Raw genomic sequence first — 19,732 nt, forward strand, 5'->3', positions numbered from 1 at the left:
AGTTATTTACGGTGCATCCGACCAGTTTCGGAGTAGGGATGCATGTCCGTTCAATCCGCGGCCGCAGACGTCGATGTTGATCTCAGGCAGTCCTTCGCTAGCCTGGGCCGGAACTGGCTGCGAATTCTGGTCTTCGTTCTCGTGGTAACGGGACTTGCCTTCGCGGCCGTGTCGTTCGCGACCCGGCATTACAAGGCCCAGACGCAGGTGGAGATCGCCCCGCGCGGATCGGACTACACGCGGCCCGCCAGCAGCAACCCGGACAGCGACAAGCCGATCCTCGACGAGCAAGGCATTGCCGCCCAGGTCCAGATAATTTCGTCCAACGAAATCCTCAAACAGGTCGCCCAGAAACTCGGCCTGTCGCGATTGCACGAATTCGACGAGACGATCGACATGTCGGCATTAAACCGGCTGCTGGTCCTGGTCGGGTTGAAGAACGACCCCATGGATGTTCCTGCCGATGAACGTGTTCTGAAGAAAATGCGCGAGAAGATCAACGTCTACCGCGTTGAAAAGAATGGCATAATTGCCATCGAATTCTCTTCGGAGGATCCGAAGCTTGCCGCCGCCATCCCCGATGCCATTGCCGCCGCCTATATTGCGGGGCAGGGCGCGGCCAAGAGCGAATCGAACACCGCCGCTGCGGACTTCCTGGCACCCGAGATCGCCGACTTGTCCAAGCAGGTCAGGGATGCCGAAGCCAAGGTCGCGGCTTACCGCGCCCAGTCGGACCTCCTTTTGGGCGGCAACAATTCCACGCTGGCCACCCAGCAATTGGCCGAGCTGTCGACCGAGTTGTCGCGAGTGCGGGCCAGCCGCGCCTCGGCCGAAGGCACAGCCGAGAGCGTGCGCAAGGCACTGCAGAGCGGCGGATCGCTGGATTCACTGCCGGAAGTGCTGTCTTCCGACCTGATCCAGCATTTGCGCGGGCGGCAGGTCGAATTGCGCGCCAACATCGCCGATCTGTCGACGACGCTGCTCGACAATCATCCGCGTATTCGCGCGGCCAAATCACAACTGGCCGATCTCGACGCCCAGATCCGCAGCGAAGCCCAGAAGATCATGAAGGGCCTGGCGATGCAGGCCGATGCCGCCAAGGCGCGCGAAAACCAGCTCGTCGCCGACGTCGACACGCTCAAAGCTGCTTCGGCAGAGGCCGGCGAGCAGCAGGTCGGTCTCGACGCGCTACAGCGCGATGCCGCCGCCAAGCGCCAGCAGCTCGAACTTTACCTGACCAATTATCGCGAGGCGGCGTCGCGTCGGGATCGCAACTACGTTCCGGTCGACGCTCGCATCGCGTCGCCGGCTTTGGTCCCCTCCGAGCCCTACTTCCCCAAGGTCTGGCCGATCGTTGGCGTAGCCGCCGCGGCTTCCCTTCTGCTGGCGGCGGTGTTCACGCTGCTGCGGGAGATATTCTTCGGCCGGGCCATGCGCCCGGCAAGGGGTGCCCGGCTTGAACCGATCGACGAGGTGGCGATGCCGCCAGCCGCTTATCAGGACCCATCCACCCGCTCGGAGCCGGCAGTCGCCCACGAGTTCGCCAATCGCGCGGTCGAGGCATCATGGCCCGAAACGGTCACGGAAACACCGGCGCAGCCGCGGCCCGCCGCCGAGGTCGAGACCGTGGAGGTCCGGCGGCCGCGCTCCTTGCTCGGCGAGATCGACGTCGAAAAGGCCGCCGAGAAGCTCATCGCCAGCGGCGCCGCGCGCGCCATATTCGTTTCCCCCGAGGGCGACGAGGCGGCTGCGTCGGCGGTCCTGGTGGCGCGCGAGGTTTCCGACGCCGGGCTGCGTGTCCTGCTGCTCGACCTCACGGCCTCGGGAGCTGCGTCGCGGCCGATGCTGGACAGCGAGCTTTTCCCCGGCATCACCAATCTGCTGGCGTCGCAGGCGCAGTTCAGCGACGTGATCCATGCCGACCTCTATTCAGACTGCCATGTCATTCCCGTCGGCACCGCCGATCCGGTCCGTGCCATGCGCGCCGCCGACCGGCTGCCGATCATCATGCAGTCGCTGACGACAGCCTATGACCTGGTGGTGGTCGAATGCGGGCCGGCCGATGCGCAAGGTATCGGCCGTCTGGACGGCGAGGCCACCGAGGTGTTCCTGTCCATGCTGGAGCCTGACGACGAGGTGACGCAAGCCGCGGTCAAGCTGATTGAGAGCGGCTATCCCGACCTGACGCTGGTGACGCCGCTCGGGCACGAGCCGCCAGGCAATCCGGTGCCGGGGCGGCGTTCAGCGGCCTGAAACAGCCACTCAAAGGCACCTGGCCTATCCCAGTTCCAGCGTCGTCACGCCGGATATCCTGTTGGCGTCGAGCCTTGGTGGCGCGCCTTTGTACATGCGCGTGGTGGTGAAGGTCGGTGAGAAGCCTGCCGCCTCGAGCGCCGCGACGAAGTCCACCTTGCTGGCCGGAACGTCGATGTGAAGGTCTCCTCCTTCGCAGGCGCCCGCCAGGTCTTCGAGCAGGTCCAGTGCGGTCCGCGTATCGTCGGCGAAGAGCGGGCCGATCATGAAGCCGCTGCGGCAGGATCGCGCTACCGCATAGCCGGCCGCGCCCCGTGGCGTGATCGCTGCCAGCGCGCGATGCGGTGGCTGCAGCCACCGCTGCAGGAAAGAATGGCGGGACGCGGGAAAGCAGAGTGCGTCATATCTCATGATGTCGGGCACCAACTGCGTGGTCACCATGCATCGACCACATCGAGGCTGATCTCGATCTGCGCGTCAGGGCAGGCCCAGCACTCCGCGAGGCTCTCAAATTCTGACGGCTAGTGTTCGTCGTCGATGGAAAGGGGGCCGCCGGTCTGGCTGCCGCGAAGTGTGCTTTGCGCGCAACCCCGGCTATGCCTCCGCCGTGACCACCGCCATGGCGTGCTGCGCGCCGAACATGCCGGCTTCCTGCAGGCCTTGCTACATTTCGGTCAATGGCCGCTACCAGAGCCTGGCCCGCATACGCACCATGCTGTCGGGCGTGACGACGCCGCTCGCCAATGCCGGCAAGGTGCTCGTCACTGTCTGACGTGCCGCCTGACCGGGCAGGGCTCAGCGCTTGGCCCTTGGCTCCAGCATCAGCCACTTGATGATGCCCATCGCCGGCAGCACCCAGAGCAGGCCGCTGAGCAGGAAGAACAGGAATTGCACCAGCGCGCCCGATTCCGACAGGCGGGCGACCGCGAAGATCGAGGCGACCAGTGCGTAGATGATGACCAGCGCCAATAGCAGGAACATTCCGATCAGTTTTTTCAGTCGAATGGGCATGGCTGGCCTCGTTGATGGCTATCGCTTAGGCCGAACGCGAGGCACGCGCAACCCGCGACACCGGGCGCGACGGCGTGCCGCGCTGCGCGGTCTTGCCAGCAGGAGTGCGATGGTTCACCAATCCGCGACATTCAAACTGCCGGGATATATCCATGGCCGCCATCACTGCCGCCGCGCCCTATCAGGCCCGCTACCGCGACCTCTATAACCGGGCACTCGTACGCGGCTGGCTGTACGTCGTGCTCCTGGTGCTGTTCGCGCTGGTGCTGGTTGGCGGCGCCACGCGGTTGACTGAATCCGGCCTGTCGATCACCGAATGGCAGCCGATCCATGGCGTCATCCCGCCGCTCAACGGCGCCGAGTGGCAGGAGGAATTCCAGCGCTATCAGCAGATCCCGCAATATACCGAGCTCAACAAGGGCATGAGCGTCGAAGCGTTCAAGTCGATCTTCTGGTGGGAATGGGCACATCGCCTGCTGGCGCGCAGCGTCGGCCTGGTCTTCGCCCTGCCGCTGCTGGTCTTCTGGGCGGCGCGCCGTATCGAGCGCGGCCTTGGGCCGAAACTGGTCGGCATTCTGTTTCTCGGCGGGCTGCAGGGGGCCATCGGCTGGTGGATGGTGGCCTCCGGCCTTGTCGACCGGGTGTCGGTGAGCCAGTACAGGCTGGCGACGCATCTCACGCTGGCGGCACTGATCTTCACCGCGACCATGGTCGTCGCGCGTGGCCTGGCGCCGCATTCCGAGCCCGCGGCCGATCGCTCGACGCAGCGTCTGGCCGGCTTCATCGTGCTTCTGGCGCTGATCCAGATTTATCTCGGCGGCCTGGTCGCCGGTCTCGACGCCGGCATGAGCTACAACACCTGGCCGCTGATGGACGGCAGGATCATTCCAGGCGATCTGCTCGTCCTCGAGCCGGCGTGGCGCAACTTCTTCGAGAACCCGAAAACGGTGCAGTTCTTTCACCGGCTGGGTGCCTATACGGTCTTTGCCGTCGCGCTCTGGCACATGATCGCCACGCGTCGGCGGCTGCCCGGCTCAACGCATGCGCGACGCGCGACACTGTTGTTTGTTCTGGTGCTGGTCCAGGCTTCGATCGGTATCGGTACGCTGTTGATGCAGGTGCCCCTGCATATGGCCCTGACCCATCAGGCCTTTGCGCTCGTCGTGCTGGGCTTTGCCGCCGCGCATTGGCGCGGCACCAAGGGCGCTTATCCCTTGCCCAACGAGGTTGCCGTCGGACGCTGAGTGCGGCCAGTCACATCCAGAATTCATTCGACTGCGTCGCCCTGAGCATGACAAATCCTTGGTGAGGGAGCCAGGACAGGTCCGTAACCGATCATGGTCAACAAACGCTCGCTTCGGCTCTTCCCCGGGATCAGAAACGCGCCCGCACTGCCCGGATCGCCGCGGCGATCGACAGTTCGCGGTTCTCCTCGACCGCATTGTCGTCCTCATGATGCCAGGACGCGGACAGACAACCATAGGCGATGGCATGGTCCAGTATTGCCGCCGGTGATTGTCCCAGCGTCCGGGAAAAGACCTCGGCCATATGCGCGATCCGCTCCGGGGCGAAGCAAAGTGCATCGCGGTCGAGCGGATTGTAGAACATGTTGGCGGCGTCGAAACCGGGATCACCGAGCACGCCCTTCGGATCGATCACCAGCCAGCCGCGCGGTCCCCGCAGGACGTTTTCGTGATGCAGATCGCCATGCAGCGGCCTGATGTCATGCGGGTCGGCCAGCAGTCGTTCCGCGATGGCGCCGGCCTCGACATAGAGGCTGTCACCACCGATGCCACGATCGGTTGCGGCTTTCTTGAAGAGGCTGGCGAACCGCTCCCTGAGCGGCTGAAGCTCGGACGGGTAGGGGTGATCAGATGGCGAAAACAATTTCGCCATCACATCCGCCGCGATGGCGGTCGCTGCATTGTCGCCTTGTTCGACGAGAACCTGCGACAGAAGTGTGTCCCCGCCATATTCGAGCAGCATGGAATGCCCGTCACGGCCGAGAAGCCGCACCGCGCCTTCGCCGCGCCGCCAGGCAAGGAAATGCGCGCCGCGCAACTCGTCGGCAACGTCGTCGAACGGCTTCAGTGCCTTCACAATGGCTGGTGAGCTGTCCTCAAGCCGCACCTTCCAGATGCGGCTCGAAAAGGTCTCGGCAATGAGTTCGGGTTCGCTGACTTTCCAGCGCGGTGGAAAGGCCGGCGCGTTCATCACAGACCGAGCATCAGGTCCATGTTCTGGACGGCTGCACCGGAAGCACCCTTGCCGAGATTGTCGTAGACCGCCAGCAGCAGCGCCTGAGCTCTGCTGTCGTTGGCAAAGACATAGACCTTCATGCGGTTGGTGCCGTTGTAGACCTCCGGATCGATGTCAGGCACGCGCTCCAGATGCGCATAGGGCGCCACCTCGACCACACCGCCCTTGATCGCGGCGAAATGGTCCGCAATGGCGGCGTGAAGTTCGGCACCCGTCGGTACGCGGTCGAGGCCACCGAGTTGCAACGGCACAACCGTGATCATGCCTTGCGCGAAATTGCCCACCGCCGGCTGCATGATCGGATCGTGCGACAGCTTCGCATAGGCCTTCAATTCCGGCACGTGCTTGTGCTGCAGGGTCAGGCCATAGGGCAGGAACTCCGAGGCGTCCTCGCCCTTGGCGACGTAGTCCTCGATCATCGGGCGCCCGCCGCCCGAATAACCCGTAATGCCGTTGACCGAGATCGGGAAATTGGCCGGCAGCAGGCCTGCCGTGACCAATGGCCTGAGCGTCGCGATCGGCCCCTGCGGCCAGCAGCCGGGATTGGCGACGCGCTTGGCCGTGGCGATCTTCTTCGCCTGCTCCTTGTCCAATTCGGCGAAGCCATATTCCCAGCCTTCGGCCACGCGATGCGCCGTCGACGCATCGATGACCTTGGTGGTGTCGTTGGCGATCAGCGAGACGCTTTCCTTGGCCGCATCGTCGGGCAAGCACAGGATCGCGATATCGGCGGCGTTTAGGAATTCGGCGCGCGCGGCCGTTTCCTTGCGGCGCTCGACCGGAATGGAAATGATCTCCAGATCGCCGCGCTCGGCAAGCAGCGCCCGGATCTGGAGGCCGGTGGTGCCGTGCTCGCCGTCGATGAAGATTTTCGGTTTCATTGCCTGATCAAATTCCCTGATATTTCAAAACTATATGCCGTTGCCATGATTGACCGCGGCGCCATTGTGGTCGCCGCTGTTCAACTCATCGAGCCGGGCCTTTCGTTCCGCCAGCAGGCCGAGATACTGCATGGCCACCATCGAACCGGCGATCGCCGTTATATCGGCGTGATCATAGGCCGGCGCAACCTCCACGACATCGGCACCGACAATATCGACCTGGTTGAGCTGACGCAGCGTCGACAGGATCTTCGCTGACGACGGCCCCCCCGAAACCGGTGTGCCGGTTCCCGGCGCATAGGCCGGATCGAGGCAGTCGATGTCGAAGGTCAGATAGGTCTTCCTGCCCCCGGTGCGATCAACGATGGCATAGGCGATGTCGGAGGCGCGCATTTCCTCGATTTCATGACCATGCAGGATCTTGATGCCGAACGTGTCGGGCGCATGGGTGCGGATGCCGATCTGGATCGAGCGGTCGGGATCGATGATGCCTTCCTTGACCGCGCGGCCGACGAAGGACCCATGATCGATGCGCTTACCGTCATCGGGCCATGTGTCCTGGTGGGCGTCGAACTGCACCAAGGCGAGCGGCCCGTGGATGGCGGCGTGCGCCTTGAGCAGCGGCCAGGTGACGAAATGGTCGCCGCCGAGAGTCAGCAGGAAGGCGCCGGATCTCAGGATCTTGGCCGCCTCGCGCTCGATTGTGCCGGGCGTCTTCTGATGGTTTCCCGAGTCGAGCAGGCAGTCGCCATAATCGACCACGGCGAGGTGCTCGAACAGATCGCGTGAAAACGGGTATTGCGGGTCGTTATCGAGGATCGCCGAGGCGCGGCGGATCGCCTGCGGCCCGAACCGGGCGCCCGGCCGGTTGGTGACGGCGGCGTCGAAGGGAATGCCCCACACCACCGCATCCGCGCCCCTCACGTCCTTGGTGTATTTGCGCCGCATGAAAGACAGCGCGCCAGAATAGGTCGGCTCAAGGGCGCCACCCGTTTTGGAGCGGGTGGTGAAGGCATGGTCGATGTTCTTGGTCGCCATTACTGGTCCTCGTTTTCATCGGGGTGCAACAACTACAAAACCGGCATGGAAGATGCCAGTCACAGCTTGGGGAGACGAAACCGTGCCGCCCGGGTGCCACGGCAAGACAGGATTTGTATCATCATGACGCAGACCGCGTTTCTTAATCCGTCGGATGCCGTGGTGTCGACCCACGCCGGCACGATCGCCGGCGATCGCTTCCAGGTTCTCGATTCGTGGCGCGGCATCTGCGCGTTGTTGGTGACGCTGTTTCATTTCCCGACCGCCTCGGCGATCTCGCAGAGCGGCTTTGTCGGTTCGTCCTATCTTTTCGTCGATTTCTTCTTTGTCCTTTCCGGCTTTGTCATGGCCTCGAGCTATGCCAATCGGCTGGGCCGGCCGGGAGAGGTTATCCGCTTTGCGCTGGTCCGGTTCGGCCGCATCTACCCGCTGCATCTGGTCATGCTTGCCGCCTTTGCCGCCTTCGAGCTGTTGCGGCTGGTGCTGCCGCAATTGCATGGCACGGGGGCAGCTCCCTTCACCTGCGGCTTCGACCTCAAGAGCTTGGCTGCCAATCTCCTTTTGCTGCAAGGTGTCGGCTTCGAGGATCGGTTGACGTGGAACGCGCCAAGCTGGAGCATTTCGGCCGGGTTTTTTGCCTGTCTCCTGTTTGCCGGCGTGGTCTTTGTCGCCGGCGCACGCGCCTGGACATGGTTTGTCGCCGCCGTCGTCACCGCGCCGCTGTTCCTGCTCGGCTTCTCCACGCATCATATGGATGTGTCCTATGATTTCGGCTTCATCCGCTGCCTCTACGGCTTCTCGCCCGGCGCCCTGTTGGCCTGGTTTCAGCATGATTCCATTGCAGGGGCGCGACAGGTTTTGCTCGCAAACGGCCCGCGGATGAGCTGGACTCTTGCCGAAATCGTCATGGTGGCCGTTATCGTTCTCTTTGTCTCGCTGGCGGGCGACAACGACGCCGGCATTGCCGCGCCCCTGGTGTTCGCCCTGGCGCTGTTTCTCTTCGCCCATGAAGGCGGCTGGATCAGCGCGTTGCTCAGGACGCCGTTCATGCTGACGCTCGGCGCGCTGTCCTATTCGATCTACATGGTCCACATCTTCGTCCAGGCGCGCCTGATCAATGTCGCCGGGCTCGTCGAGCGCAAACTCGGCCTCGGCTTGATGAGCGACATAGTACTGCGTGGCGAGCCCGCGACCGGCTTTGGCGCCGGATGGACAGGGACTGTGGCGATCGTCGTCATGCTCGCCGCCACCATCGCCGTGTCGTGGGTCACATGGCGCCTGGTCGAAATGCCTGCAATGGCATGGTTCCGCCGGCTGTCGAAGCGCATCTGACCCACATCGCCGGCCAACCGCTACAGCATGTCGCCCAAAGGTGACTTTCGGTTTTGGGGAAGACGACATGCGTAAAGACAAACATCCAAAGCGTCGCCTGAATCCGTTTCGACGCGACGCGCTTTAGCCGGCTTCGTTCACCTGGATGTCACTGACGTCGCCTATCCCGGCTCGACCCGGCAAGGAGCGATTCTCGATGCGGACGATCTGGCTGAGCCTTCTGCTTTCCACCGCGCTGGCGGCCGCCTCCGGTCAGGCCTTGGCCGGCGAAACTCGCGCCAGGCAGATCCTCGACCGCTTCGAACATGCCAACCAGTGGCGCGACCATGTCATGGTGGCTGCCCATCGCGCCGGCAGCATGCAGGCCGGCAAGACGCTCTATGCGGAAAACTCGCTTGCCGCCGTGGAAGGCTCGATCGCGATCGGCGCCGAAATTGTCGAGGTCGATATCCGGCGCTCGAAGGACGGCGAGTTCATCGTCATGCATGACAGCTGGCTGGACCGCACGACCACCTGCAAGGGCGAGGTCCTCAACTACACGCTGGCCGAACTGAAGAGATGCCGGTTGGTGATCGAGGGCACCCATGCCGTCACCAACGAGACCGTCTCGACGTTGCGCGAGATGCTGATGACGACAAGGGACAGGATCCTCATCAATCTCGACAACAAGCTCGAAGTCGGCGACCTCCCGGGCATGATCGCGGTGGCTCGGGATCTCGGCATGGCCGAACAAGTCATCGTCAAGGAAAACCTGTGGAACCAGGACAGGATCACCACGGTGAGGGCCGCCATGGCCGCGGCAGGCGATGGCTTCCAGTTCATGCCGATCATTGCCGATGACGCGGTGCATGATGCCGGCTTCGCCTCGACGGTCGACCATGCTTTCGCGCCGCGCGCGATCGAGCTGATCAACTGGCGGGCGGGCGCCGAGACGTTGACCGAAACCGGCGGGTCGCTGTTCAGCACCCGCATGCGCGCCGAGGCGGTGAGGGGCGACTGGCATATCTGGGCCGACACCTACGCCATCGTCAACAAACCGGGCGGCTTCCTCGCTGGCGGCCGTGGTGATGAACTGGCGGTCCAGGCCAGCCTGCCGCGCGAAGCCTGGGGCTTCTGGGCCGACCGCGGCGCCACCATCATCCAGACCGACGAACCGAAAGCAGCGATCGGCTGGCTGGCTGCGAATGGTTGTCGCGTGCCTTATGCCGGCGAGAAGCCGACAGAACCGGCGCATACAGCCAGCATCAATTAGGAGTGGCGGCTGAAGCTGCCGCTCTCCCTCTCTCGTGAGAGTTGCCCGGCAGGTCGGAGGGGCGCTGTCCCACAATTTGTCGATCAATCAAATCTGTAGCCAAAAAGCAAAAAAGGCCGCCCGGAGGCGGCCTTTTTCGATATCGGAGTTCGAAACGCCTAGCGCTTCGAGAACTGGAAGGAGCGACGGGCCTTGGCCTTGCCGTACTTCTTGCGCTCGACGACGCGGCTGTCGCGGGTCAGGAAGCCGCCCTTCTTGAGCACGGCGCGCAGCGCCGGCTCATAGTAGGTCAGCGCCTTGGAGATGCCGTGACGCACGGCACCGGCCTGGCCGGACAAGCCGCCGCCGACGACGGTGGCGACGATGTCGTACTGGCCCGAACGGTTGGAGGCGATGATCGGCTGGTTGAGGATCATCTGCAGGACCGGACGCGCGAAATAGGTCGCGAATTCCTTGTCATTGACGACGATCTTGCCGGAACCCGGCTTCACCCAGACGCGCGCGATGGCGTTCTTGCGCTTGCCGGTGGCATAGGCGCGGCCCGACTTGTCGAGCTTCTGGACGTGGACGGGAGCCGCGGCCTGCGTGTTCGTGTTGCCGGCGGCGGCGCCCAGTTCTGCGAGCGAGGAAAGCTCAGCCATCTTATGCGACCTTCTTGTTCTTGGAATTCAGCTTGGCCACGTCGAGGACTTCTGGCTGCTGGGCGACATGCGGATGTTCCGCGCCTGCATAAACGCGCAGGTTCTTCATCTGGCGACGGCCGAGCGGACCACGCGGAACCATGCGCTCAACGGCCTTCTCGACGACACGCTCGGGGAAACGGCCCTCGAGCAGCTGGCGCGCGGTGCGCTCCTTGATGCCGCCGGGGTGGCCGGTGTGCCAGTAATAGACCTTGTCGGTAAACTTCTTGCCGGTGAACACCACCTTGTCGGCATTGATGACGATGACATTGTCGCCGTCGTCGACATGCGGGGTGAAGGTCGGCTTGTGCTTGCCGCGAAGATGATTGGCGATGACAGTGGCAAGACGGCCGACGACGAGACCCTCGGCGTCGATCAGTATCCACTTCTTCACCACATCCGCAGGCTTCTGCGAAAAGGTTGTCATGTTTTCTGCTCTCGGTTTTGACCTTCACGGGGAAGGCGTTTCTTGTTGCTTGGATTGGCGAAAGACGTTTGTCCCCAGCCAATAAACAAAACGGCGGCCTTCGCGGGCCGCTGCTTCGTGAGGGCTTATAGGCGAGGGCAGTGGTTGCGTCAAGGCAGCGGGAAAGTCCTACGGCGCAGAAAATGCTGTAGAAACAATACGTTGGTGGAAAGGTATTATTTTACCACATCCGTGGCGCGCTGCGGCGGGATCGAATAGGTCCCCGTGGCATGCGCGATCGTGTGTCCATCCGGGCCGGCGACGATGTCGATGTCGAACACCATCAAGCTCTTTCCCAGCTTCAGGATGCGGCAATGACCATCGATCGGCCCGGCCTCGGCCTTGCGGACGAAGTTGATGTCGAGGTTGACGGTAACAGAAAGCGCGTCCGGCCCGGCGTGGGAAAGCACACAGACATATCCGCCAATGTCGGCCAGCGTGAACAGCGACGGACCGGATACAGTTCCGCCAGGACGCAGGTGCCGCTCGCCAGCGTTGAGCCGCACAATGCAGCCGCCTGGGAACACGTCGATCGCCTCGTAATATTTGAACTGTTCGTTGAGTTGAGGATAGACGGTCTCCATCAGCACATTGACTTGCGCTGCGGTCAGCACGGGCTTGAGATTGTTCTGGGCGGGCATGTCGGCCTCTCGTTTTGTGCCAGGCTTGTATGAACGCAGCGCGGCATTTCTGGCAACACCTTCATCCCGGCGCAAGCGGTCCTGGCGCAAGCAATGGGTGTTGGACGAAAGCCGATCCGATATTAGATACTGTGCCAGCACGAACGGAATCGCGAGACCTCATCCATGGCCGAAATCCTTGCCATCAAGCCTGCTGCTGCCGACGAGGGCCCGGTCACGGTGAGGCTGGATAAGGGCGTGCTGCGCCTGACGCTCGCCAATCCGCCCGCCAACGCCCTGTCGCTGGCTGTGATGGCGGCGCTGACGGCGGAACTCGACCGCGCCAAGGCCGACAAAGCCGTTCGCGTCATCGTGCTGTCGGCGGCCGGCAAGGTGTTCTGCGCCGGCCACGACCTCAAGGAAATGACCGCGCGGCGCGCCGACGCCGATCGCGGCAAGGCCTTCTTCGAAGAGACGTTTGCCGCTTGCGCGACGCTGATGCAGGCCATCGTGCGCCATCCCCTGCCTGTCATCGCCGAGGTCGACGGCCTGGCGACAGCCGCCGGCCTGCAACTGGTCGCCAGTTGCGACCTTGCGATCGCCTCCCACGAGGCGACCTTCTGCACGCCGGGCGTCAACATCGGCCTGTTCTGTTCGACACCGATGGTGGCGCTATCGCGCAACGTCTCGCGCAAGCAGGCGATGGAGATGCTCTTGACCGGCGAGACGATCGACGCCGCAACGGCGAAGCAATTCGGCCTCGTCAACCGCGTCGTGCCGCGCGAGTACCTGAATCAGATTGTCACCAAATACGCCCAAACCATTGCTTCCAAATCGTCCTTGGTGGTGAAGACCGGCAAGGAAGCTTTTTACGCGCAGGCCGAGATGGGCTTGGCGGATGCCTATGCCTATACCGGCCGCGTCATGGTCGAGAACATGCTCGCGCGGGACGCGGAAGAGGGCATTGGTGCTTTCATCGGCAAACGCAAGCCGGAGTGGACGGACGAATAGGACGAGGATTATGGAACCGCGCATCTCCATCATCACCATCGCCACCGACAATTTGGATCTCGCCGTGCGTTTCTACGAGGCTATGGGTCTGAGGCGCCACGCGGGCATCACCGACGGTGTCGCCTTTTTCCAGATGGGCGGCGCCATCCTCGGTCTGTTCCCGCGCGCCAGCGCCGAGGAGGATTCGGGCATCACCTTCGCCCAGGCGCCCTCGGCCGTCTATCTCGCCTACAACACCCGCTCGGACGCCGAAGTCGACGCGGTGCTCGCCATGGCCGAGAAGGCCGGCGGGCGTATCGTCAAGCCGGCCGGCCGTGCCTTCTGGGGAGGCTGGTATGGGTACTTCGCCGATGCAGACGGGCATGTTTGGGAAGTGGCGCACAATCCGGCCTTCCCGATCGCGGAAGACGGCACGATTTCGCTGCCTGATTGATGGCTGATCGCAAGCAGCTGACACGGCTCAAGGCACCGTATCTCAAGCGCATTCTGCTCGACCCGGAGCGCGTGACGGACTGGGAGAAATACCCTTGGAACCTGCCGCTGTTTCGCGGCCACGGGTTCGAGCTCGAATTCGCCACGCCCATCACCATCATCGTCGGCGAGAACGGCACCGGTAAATCCACGCTGCTCGAGGCGATCGGCGCGCTGGCCGGCTATGACGAGGCCGGCGGCGGCAAGGGCTACCGACCGGTCGACCATGCCAGTGCCATCGACAAGAGTGGCGCCGCACTGGCGAACACATTCCGTGGCCACTGGTTGCCAAAAGTCACCGCCGGCTGGTTCTTTCGTGCTGAATCCTTTTACTCCGTGGCTCGCTATCTCGATCAGGCGGCGCTGGAGGACCCGTTCAAGCCGCCGCCGCCGGATTTCCTGTCCTGGTCGCATGGCGAAGGCTTCATCCGCTTCTTCGAGGAGCGCTGCCGCAGGCAAGGCATCTATATTCTCGACGAGCCCGAAAGCGCGCTTTCACCGACGCGCCAGATCGAATTGCTGAAGATGCTTCGGCGTATGGACCAGTCGGGCACAGCGCAAGTGATCATGGCGACCCATTCGCCGCTGCTGATGGCCTGTCCCGGCGCGCAACTGTTCCGCATCAGCCGCTTCGGGCTGGAGCCCTCTGACTTTCGTGATACCGACCACTTCCGCATGCTGCGCGATTTCAGCAATGACCCGGGTGGTTTTCTCGCTGAGGCGTTGTATGAGGACGAGGCATGAACCACGATAGCTACGACAACACCTATATCGGCGGCATCCTCAATGCGGTGAAGACCGTCGCCATGGTCGGCGCGTCGGCCAATGATGTCAGGCCGAGCTATTTCGTGCTGAAATATCTGCTGGCCAAGGGGTTTTCGGTGTTCCCGATCAATCCCGGCCAGGCCGGCAAGGAAATCCTCGGCCGGATGACCTATGCCAGGCTGGCCGACATCCCGGAGCCGATCGACATGGTCGATGTCTTCCGCAATGCAGCCGCGGTTCCCGGTATCGTCGACGAGGTGCTGGCGCTCGATCCCTTGCCGAAAGTCATCTGGATGCAGCTTGGCGTGCGCCATGACGAGGCAGCCGCCCGCGCCGAAGCCGCCGGCATCAAGGTGGTGATGAACCGCTGCCCCAAGATCGAATATGGCAAGCTCTCCGGTGAGATCGGCTGGACCGGCGTCAATTCCGGCGTCCTGTCGTCGAAAAAGCCGCTTATGCGCCAGGGCTTCCAGAGTTTTGGCGTCCGCCAGAAGTGACGTGATACGGGATCGCTTTTTCGCAAAAGATTCCAGTCAACTGCCGGTGCGCAAAATTTTATCGGGAAGCCATTAAGTTTCCCATGCGTTCATCGCGGATCGCACGCCGAAAGGTATTTTCTTCTTTGCATTCCAGGCCGCGCTTCGCCAAGAATGCCCCGCCAATTAAAAGTTTCAAAGGGAGGTTTCAGTGACCCGTTCGCCCGGTTTCAACACGCTCGCGGTCCACGCCGGCGCCAAGCCCGATCCGGCCACCGGCGCGCGCGCCACGCCGATCTACCAGACGACCTCCTTCGTCTTCGATGACGCCGACCACGCCGCTTCGCTGTTCGGGCTGAAGGCGTTCGGCAACATCTACACCCGCATCATGAATCCCACCCAGGCAGTACTCGAAGAGCGCGTCGCGGCTCTCGAGGGCGGCACGGCTGCGCTTGCGGTTGCATCCGGCCATGCCGCGCAGGTCATCGTGTTCCACAATCTGATGCAGCCCGGCGACAATTTCGTCGCCGCCAACAAGCTTTACGGTGGTTCGATCAACCAGTTCGGCCATGCCTTCAAGAATTATGGTTGGGAGGTACGCTGGGCCGACACCAATGATCTCTCGACCTTCGAGAACCAGATCGACGACAGGACCAAGGCGATCTTCATCGAGAGCCTGGCCAATCCGGGCGGCACCTTCGTCGATATCGAGAAGATCGGCGACATCGCCCGCAAACATGGCCTGCCGCTGATCGTCGACAACACGTTGGCCTCGCCCTACCTCATCCGCCCGATCGAGCACGGCGCCGATATCGTCGTCCATTCGCTGACCAAGTTCATGGGCGGCCACGGCAACTCGATCGGCGGCGTCATCGTCGACGGCGGCACCTTCGACTGGTCGAAGTCGGGCAAGTACCCGATGCTGTCGGAACCGCGCCCCGAATATGGCGGCCTCGTGCTGCACGAAACCTTTGGCAATTTCGCTTTCGCCATCGCCGCCCGCGTGCTCGGCCTGCGCGATCTCGGCCCGGCGATCTCGCCGTTCAATGCCTTCCTTATCCTCACCGGCCTCGAAACCTTGCCGCTGCGCATGCAGCGGCACTGCGACAACGCGATCACGGTCGCCGGCTGGCTGTCCAACCACCCCAAGGTCGCCTGGGTGAATTATCCCGGCCTGCCGAGCGACAAGAACAATGCGTTGCAGAAGAAATACTCGCCTGAAGGCGCCGGCGCCGTCTTTACCTTCGGCCTCAAGGGCGGCTACGAGGCCGGCATCAAGTTCGTCGAAGCGCTCGAGCTCTTCTCGCATCTGGCCAATGTCGGCGACACCAAGTCGCTGGTCATCCACCCGGCATCGACCACGCACCGCCAGCTTTCCGACGAGCAGAAGGTCAAGGCCGGCGCTGGCCCGGACACTGTGCGGCTGTCCATCGGCATCGAGGATGTCACCGACATTGTCGCCGACCTCGAACAGGCACTCGCCAAGGTCTGACCTGATATGTCCGCGCTTCTTTCCGTCGACACCAAGAGCGTCGAGCCCGAATCCGGCGCGCCCGCGCCGGATCGCCTGATCTCGGGCGATCCGAAATTCCGCACCTGGAACATCGAGGAGCGCGACGGCGGCCTCTACGCCGGCATCTGGGAATCGACCCCTGGCAAATGGCGCATCGTCTATGACGAATGGGAATTCTGCCATATTCTGTCAGGCGTCTCGGTGATCGCGGAAGAGGGTGGGGAAGCGCGCACCGTCAAGGCCGGGGACAGCTTCGTGCTGAGGCCGGGCTTCAGGGGAAGCTGGGAAGTGCTTGAAACGACTCGCAAGGAGTATGTGATCAAGCTTTGATCACCTCGCTGCCGGATACTCTCCGGCTTCTGGGCCACGGCGTCAGCCATGCAGCCGAACAGGATCGTCACGGCGAGCGCGATCGCGCCTCTCGAAAACAATCTCATCGCGAGCCCAGCCCACCATGGTCAGAAACGCACGGAGAGCGCCTCCAGCCCATGGAAGTGGTAACTGTCGCGGAAGCGGGGCTGTTCGGCAAGATGCACTCGCGGGTGCCGATCAAACAAAGTCTTCAGTGAAACCTGCAGTTCGAGGCGGGCGAGCGGCGCGCCGATGCAGAAATGGATACCGGCGCCGAAAGACACATTCTTCTGGTCGGTGCGCTCCTGCCGGAAGGCCTGCGGTTCGGCAAAGGCGTGCGGGTCATGATTGGCCATGCCAAGCAAAAGCCCGATCGTCTGGCCCGGCCGCACGACGATGCCGGGCGCGATTTCGATCTCCTCATAGGCATAGCGCATGAACATGTGCAGCGGCGCGTCGAAGCGCAGGCATTCCTCGACCGTCGCTGCTGTCGCTTCCGGTGAGGTGAAGAAGCGGCGCGGGTCGCCGCCTTGCGCCAGGATGGAATGGACGGCGTTGCCGGTCTGGTGCACGGTCGCTTCATGGCCGGCGTTGAGCAACAGGATGGCCGAGGAGACCAGCTCGTCCTCGGACAGTTTCTGGCCGTCTTCCTGGGCCGAGATCAGCTGCGACAGCAGGTCATCGCCCGGCTTCTTGCGCCGCTCGGTCACGTAGCCACGCAGGAAGTCGGAGAATTCGCCCGCGGCACGGTTGGCCGCGTCCTCGGTCTCGCGGGTGCGGCCATGGATATACATGGCGACCATCCGATGCGACCAGTCGAGCAGTTGCGGGCCTATCTCCACCGGCACGCCGAGCATTTCGGCGATGATGGTGATCGGCAGCGGGGAGGCGAAGGCCGGCAGGAGGTCAACGGCCTTGCCAGGTTCGAAACGATCCATCAATTCGTTGGCGAGTGCCTCGACACGCGGCCGCGACCGTTCGACCTGACGCGAGACGAAGGCACGGTTGACCAATGTCCTCAGCCGCGTGTGCACCGGCGGCTCCAGTTCCAGCATCGAGTTGGCTTCGATGCCGTCAAATGCCTTGAGATAGGTCCTGTCTTGGCCGACACCACGGCTGTCTGGGATGCCGGCCGGGTTCTGGCGGCCGAAACGGCGGTCGCGCAGCAGTCTGTTGACATCGCCAAAGCCACCAAAACACCAGAAGCCGAACTCTTCCCAGAAAAATGCATTCGACGCGTCGTGCAGGAAGCCGTAGGCCTCGTAAGGGTTCAGGAAGAAAGCCGGTTCGCGCGGGTCGAGCCTGAGCCGGCGAGTGGCTGGATCAAAGGCCAGATACGGGAGCGTCGATTTGGTCATGCCAGAACCCATAGCGCAGCTTGCCAGCCCGGTTCCAGACCGTATGTTGCGTCCGATAGCCCGATGCATTGAGCCAGCCATAGGGTTGCGGAAAGTCTGAACGGATGAATGTGATCGTTGTCGGCGCGGGTATCGCCGGTCTCTCCACGGCGTGGTCGCTGGTCAAGGCGGGCCACGCCGTGTCGATCGTCGAGCAGGGGCCGATTCCCAATCCGCTGGCGGCATCGGGCGACCATCACCGTATCATTCGCCGCGCCTACCGCGCTGGCACCGGCTATGGGCGGCTGATCACCGAAGCCTATGAGGCCTGGGACGAGATGTGGACCGATCTCGGCGAGAACCACCTCGATGCGCGCGGGTTCGTCTGCGTTTCGCGCGAGCCCGGCGATGAGGCCGAGGAATACCGCGAGGGCCTGGAAGAGGGGAATTTCCCTTTCGAACTGCTGGAACCGGACGCTGCCGTCGAGCGCTGGCCGTTCCTTGAGGCCGGCTCGTTCCGCTACGCCTATTTCTCCAGGGAAGGCGGCGCGCTGCATTGCCGCGGAATAGCGGCGGGGCTCGCCAAATGGCTGCGCGCCAACGGAGCCAACGTCTACGAGCACAGCAAGGTGACGGAGATCGATGCCGAGGCCGGCCATATCGTGCTGGAAAGCGGCGAGACGATGCAGGCAGACCGCATAGTCGTTGCCGCCGGCGCCTGAGTGCTGAAGCTATTCCCTGAACTCGGCGGTGAATTGAAGACCTTTCGCACCGCGCTCGCCTATGTCGAACCGCCCGCCGAGCTCAAGGCGGCCTGGGAGGCGGCGCCCGTCATTCTCGATGTCGGCGGCAAGACCGACGGTTACATGATCCCGCCCACCCGTGGCGCCGGCATGAAATTCGGCTCAGGCCTGCACAAGGTGCCGACCAGCGACGCCGACTGAAACCGCGAGCCGGTGCCGGGCGAGGGCGAGGCGATCCGCAACCTGTTTTCGCCGCCGATCGCCCGCATCGAGGAATATAAGGTGACCGAAGTGGTCACCTGCGCCTACACCTTCACGTCAGACGAGAAATTCCTGGCGCATGAGACAGGCAAGTGCCTGGTCGTCTCGGCGTGCTCGGGTCACGGCTACAAATTTGGTGCCGCGGTCGGGCGCCGTGTTGCCAAAGCCATTGGCGATAGCGATGTCGCGGGCCTAAAGGCTTGGCTGCGGGCCGAGGTGGCCTAGGCTCAGTCCTGGCAGTGCCTCGGTATATGCACGCGGCGCCACTCCGATGACCCTTCACGCACCAGCACGCGCCGCGGGACGGTCTGGTAGGCGGCGGGAATATCGATGACGCGCCTTTGCTCGGGCCGCACCAGCACCTCCTCGGCGATGCTGTCATATTGCGCCGGAATGACGACGCGCCGCGTTCGCTCGGGCTGGATCACCACCGTCTCGGCGACGCGTTCGTAGCGCGCCTTGTGCCAGACCTTGCACAGCACCCGGCGGCCATGGATGACGCGCCATTCCCAGGAATAACCGCCGCCATCGATCCTGACGGTGTGGTAGACGGTCCGGGTGATTGCCGGGACCACTTCATATTGAACCTGTGCCGGAACGGTCATCACCACACGCTCACGGGTGCCATAGATCGGCGGATCATAGTCGACGGTCTGCTGGCCGGGAGGGCTGACCATGACGTCTTCGTAGACGGTGTCGTAAACGGTCGGTGTGCGGACGGGCTCGTAGCATTCGACGGCGCGGCCGCCTGCCGCCGTTTGCGAAATCGAGCCGAGCAGGGTCAGCCCGGCAATGGCGAAGCATGCGGTCTTTCCTGACATGACACTCCCCGTTTGAACTCTATTGCATGGCGCCAAAAGTGAACCTCGGTTTTGGGGCAACGACATGCATAAAAACAAAGCCACGAGTTCAACGTTGAATTGTAGGGGAGGCCGTTGCGGAGAAAAGCGGTTCGGCGCATTTCGTTAAGTGACGAGGTTAAGAAACTGCTACCTGGCGGGGGCCGGCTCGG

Annotated in this window: 21 protein-coding genes and 1 pseudogene; 12 read left to right on the forward strand and 10 right to left on the reverse strand. The window is 63.1% G+C overall.

The genetic code is table 11. From position 1 onward, the window contains the following. The first annotated feature begins 42 nt into the window (after positions 1-42). On the forward strand, positions 43-2,253 hold the full coding sequence (locus tag FJ492_RS06815; RefSeq protein WP_140769141.1) for an exopolysaccharide transport family protein: 2,211 nt from the start codon (positions 43-45) through the stop codon (positions 2,251-2,253). Between the two features lie 24 nt (positions 2,254-2,277). On the opposite strand, the gene FJ492_RS06820 is transcribed toward FJ492_RS06815, so the two are convergent. Continuing rightward, complete coding sequence (locus FJ492_RS06820) at positions 2,278-2,694, reverse strand: hypothetical protein (RefSeq protein ID WP_246675919.1); 417 nt, start codon at positions 2,692-2,694, stop codon at positions 2,278-2,280. A 130-nt stretch (positions 2,695-2,824) separates the two neighbouring features. Here FJ492_RS06820 and FJ492_RS06830 point away from each other — a divergent pair, with 130 nt between their 5' ends. Further along, positions 2,825-3,025, forward strand: a complete 201-nt coding sequence (locus FJ492_RS06830) for a hypothetical protein (protein WP_246672842.1) — start codon at positions 2,825-2,827, stop codon at positions 3,023-3,025. 23 nt (positions 3,026-3,048) lie between these two features. On the opposite strand, the gene FJ492_RS06835 is transcribed toward FJ492_RS06830, so the two are convergent. After that, entirely contained in the window at positions 3,049-3,264 is a 216-nt protein-coding gene (locus tag FJ492_RS06835) for a DUF2842 domain-containing protein (protein ID WP_027143610.1), read from the reverse strand. A gap of 152 nt (positions 3,265-3,416) precedes the next feature. Here FJ492_RS06835 and FJ492_RS06840 point away from each other — a divergent pair, with 152 nt between their 5' ends. Next, complete coding sequence (locus tag FJ492_RS06840) at positions 3,417-4,508, forward strand: COX15/CtaA family protein (protein WP_140769143.1); 1,092 nt, start codon at positions 3,417-3,419, stop codon at positions 4,506-4,508. Between the two features lie 130 nt (positions 4,509-4,638). On the opposite strand, the gene FJ492_RS06845 is transcribed toward FJ492_RS06840, so the two are convergent. From FJ492_RS06845 to speB, 3 genes are read right to left on the reverse strand one after another with little or no spacing between them, the layout of a single operon-like run. Further along, the gene (locus FJ492_RS06845; RefSeq protein WP_210241526.1) at positions 4,639-5,481 is read right to left on the reverse strand and encodes an aminoglycoside phosphotransferase family protein; all 843 of its coding nucleotides are present in this window, start codon (positions 5,479-5,481) and stop codon (positions 4,639-4,641) included. Then, positions 5,478-6,404 (reverse strand): N-acetyl-gamma-glutamyl-phosphate reductase, encoded by a 927-nt coding sequence (gene argC, locus FJ492_RS06850; protein WP_140715167.1) that lies wholly within the window; start codon positions 6,402-6,404, stop codon positions 5,478-5,480. Before argC ends, FJ492_RS06845 begins: the two co-directional genes overlap by 4 nt. Positions 6,405-6,434: 30 nt before the next feature. Next, a complete protein-coding gene (speB, locus tag FJ492_RS06855; protein ID WP_140769147.1) occupies positions 6,435-7,442 on the reverse strand; it encodes an agmatinase in 1,008 nt (335 codons plus the stop codon). Positions 7,443-7,565: 123 nt separating this feature from the next. Here speB and FJ492_RS06860 point away from each other — a divergent pair, with 123 nt between their 5' ends. Together FJ492_RS06860 and FJ492_RS06865 are read left to right on the forward strand one after the other, a co-directional pair. Next, positions 7,566-8,774: an acyltransferase gene (locus FJ492_RS06860; RefSeq protein ID WP_140769149.1), complete on the forward strand. Its 1,209-nt coding sequence runs from the start codon at positions 7,566-7,568 to the stop codon at positions 8,772-8,774. A 196-nt stretch (positions 8,775-8,970) separates the two neighbouring features. Next, the gene (locus tag FJ492_RS06865) at positions 8,971-10,026 is read left to right on the forward strand and encodes a glycerophosphodiester phosphodiesterase family protein (RefSeq protein ID WP_140769151.1); all 1,056 of its coding nucleotides are present in this window, start codon (positions 8,971-8,973) and stop codon (positions 10,024-10,026) included. Positions 10,027-10,184: 158 nt separating this feature from the next. On the opposite strand, the gene rpsI is transcribed toward FJ492_RS06865, so the two are convergent. From rpsI to FJ492_RS06880, 3 genes are all read right to left on the reverse strand, one after another. Beyond that, entirely contained in the window at positions 10,185-10,667 is a 483-nt protein-coding gene (rpsI, locus tag FJ492_RS06870) for a 30S ribosomal protein S9 (protein WP_140769153.1), read from the reverse strand. A 1-nt stretch (position 10,668) separates the two neighbouring features. Next, on the reverse strand, positions 10,669-11,133 hold the full coding sequence (gene rplM, locus FJ492_RS06875) for a 50S ribosomal protein L13 (RefSeq protein WP_010915638.1): 465 nt from the start codon (positions 11,131-11,133) through the stop codon (positions 10,669-10,671). A 215-nt stretch (positions 11,134-11,348) separates the two neighbouring features. Then, positions 11,349-11,813: a PaaI family thioesterase gene (locus FJ492_RS06880; protein ID WP_027143617.1), complete on the reverse strand. Its 465-nt coding sequence runs from the start codon at positions 11,811-11,813 to the stop codon at positions 11,349-11,351. A 165-nt stretch (positions 11,814-11,978) separates the two neighbouring features. On the opposite strand from FJ492_RS06880, the gene FJ492_RS06885 reads away from it, so the two are divergent. The 6 genes from FJ492_RS06885 (at position 11,979) to FJ492_RS06910 (ending at position 16,358) form a co-directional block, all read left to right on the forward strand. Next, positions 11,979-12,803, forward strand: a complete 825-nt coding sequence (locus tag FJ492_RS06885; RefSeq protein ID WP_140769155.1) for an enoyl-CoA hydratase — start codon at positions 11,979-11,981, stop codon at positions 12,801-12,803. Positions 12,804-12,813: 10 nt separating this feature from the next. Next, entirely contained in the window at positions 12,814-13,236 is a 423-nt protein-coding gene (locus tag FJ492_RS06890; RefSeq protein ID WP_140769157.1) for a VOC family protein, read from the forward strand. Further along, on the forward strand, positions 13,236-14,018 hold the full coding sequence (locus FJ492_RS06895) for an AAA family ATPase (protein WP_140769159.1): 783 nt from the start codon (positions 13,236-13,238) through the stop codon (positions 14,016-14,018). Before FJ492_RS06890 ends, FJ492_RS06895 begins: the two co-directional genes overlap by 1 nt. Then, on the forward strand, positions 14,015-14,536 hold the full coding sequence (locus tag FJ492_RS06900; protein ID WP_140506460.1) for a CoA-binding protein: 522 nt from the start codon (positions 14,015-14,017) through the stop codon (positions 14,534-14,536). Before FJ492_RS06895 ends, FJ492_RS06900 begins: the two co-directional genes overlap by 4 nt. A 190-nt stretch (positions 14,537-14,726) precedes the next feature. Next, on the forward strand, positions 14,727-16,007 hold the full coding sequence (locus FJ492_RS06905) for an O-acetylhomoserine aminocarboxypropyltransferase (RefSeq protein ID WP_027143622.1): 1,281 nt from the start codon (positions 14,727-14,729) through the stop codon (positions 16,005-16,007). A 6-nt stretch (positions 16,008-16,013) separates the two neighbouring features. Further along, complete coding sequence (locus FJ492_RS06910; RefSeq protein WP_140715155.1) at positions 16,014-16,358, forward strand: cupin domain-containing protein; 345 nt, start codon at positions 16,014-16,016, stop codon at positions 16,356-16,358. A 128-nt stretch (positions 16,359-16,486) separates the two neighbouring features. On the opposite strand, the gene FJ492_RS06915 is transcribed toward FJ492_RS06910, so the two are convergent. Beyond that, positions 16,487-17,737, reverse strand: a complete 1,251-nt coding sequence (locus FJ492_RS06915; RefSeq protein WP_140769161.1) for a cytochrome P450 — start codon at positions 17,735-17,737, stop codon at positions 16,487-16,489. Between the two features lie 104 nt (positions 17,738-17,841). Here FJ492_RS06915 and FJ492_RS06920 point away from each other — a divergent pair. Beyond that, a pseudogene (locus FJ492_RS06920) lies at positions 17,842-18,945 on the forward strand (FAD-dependent oxidoreductase). Positions 18,946-18,947: 2 nt separating this feature from the next. On the opposite strand, the gene FJ492_RS06925 reads toward FJ492_RS06920, so the two are convergent. Next, a complete protein-coding gene (locus FJ492_RS06925) occupies positions 18,948-19,541 on the reverse strand; it encodes a hypothetical protein (RefSeq protein ID WP_140769163.1) in 594 nt (197 codons plus the stop codon). Positions 19,542-19,732 lie beyond the last annotated feature (191 nt).

Source organism: Mesorhizobium sp. B2-5-4, from assembly GCF_006441095.1.
Lineage (GTDB): Bacteria > Pseudomonadota > Alphaproteobacteria > Rhizobiales > Rhizobiaceae > Mesorhizobium > Mesorhizobium salmacidum.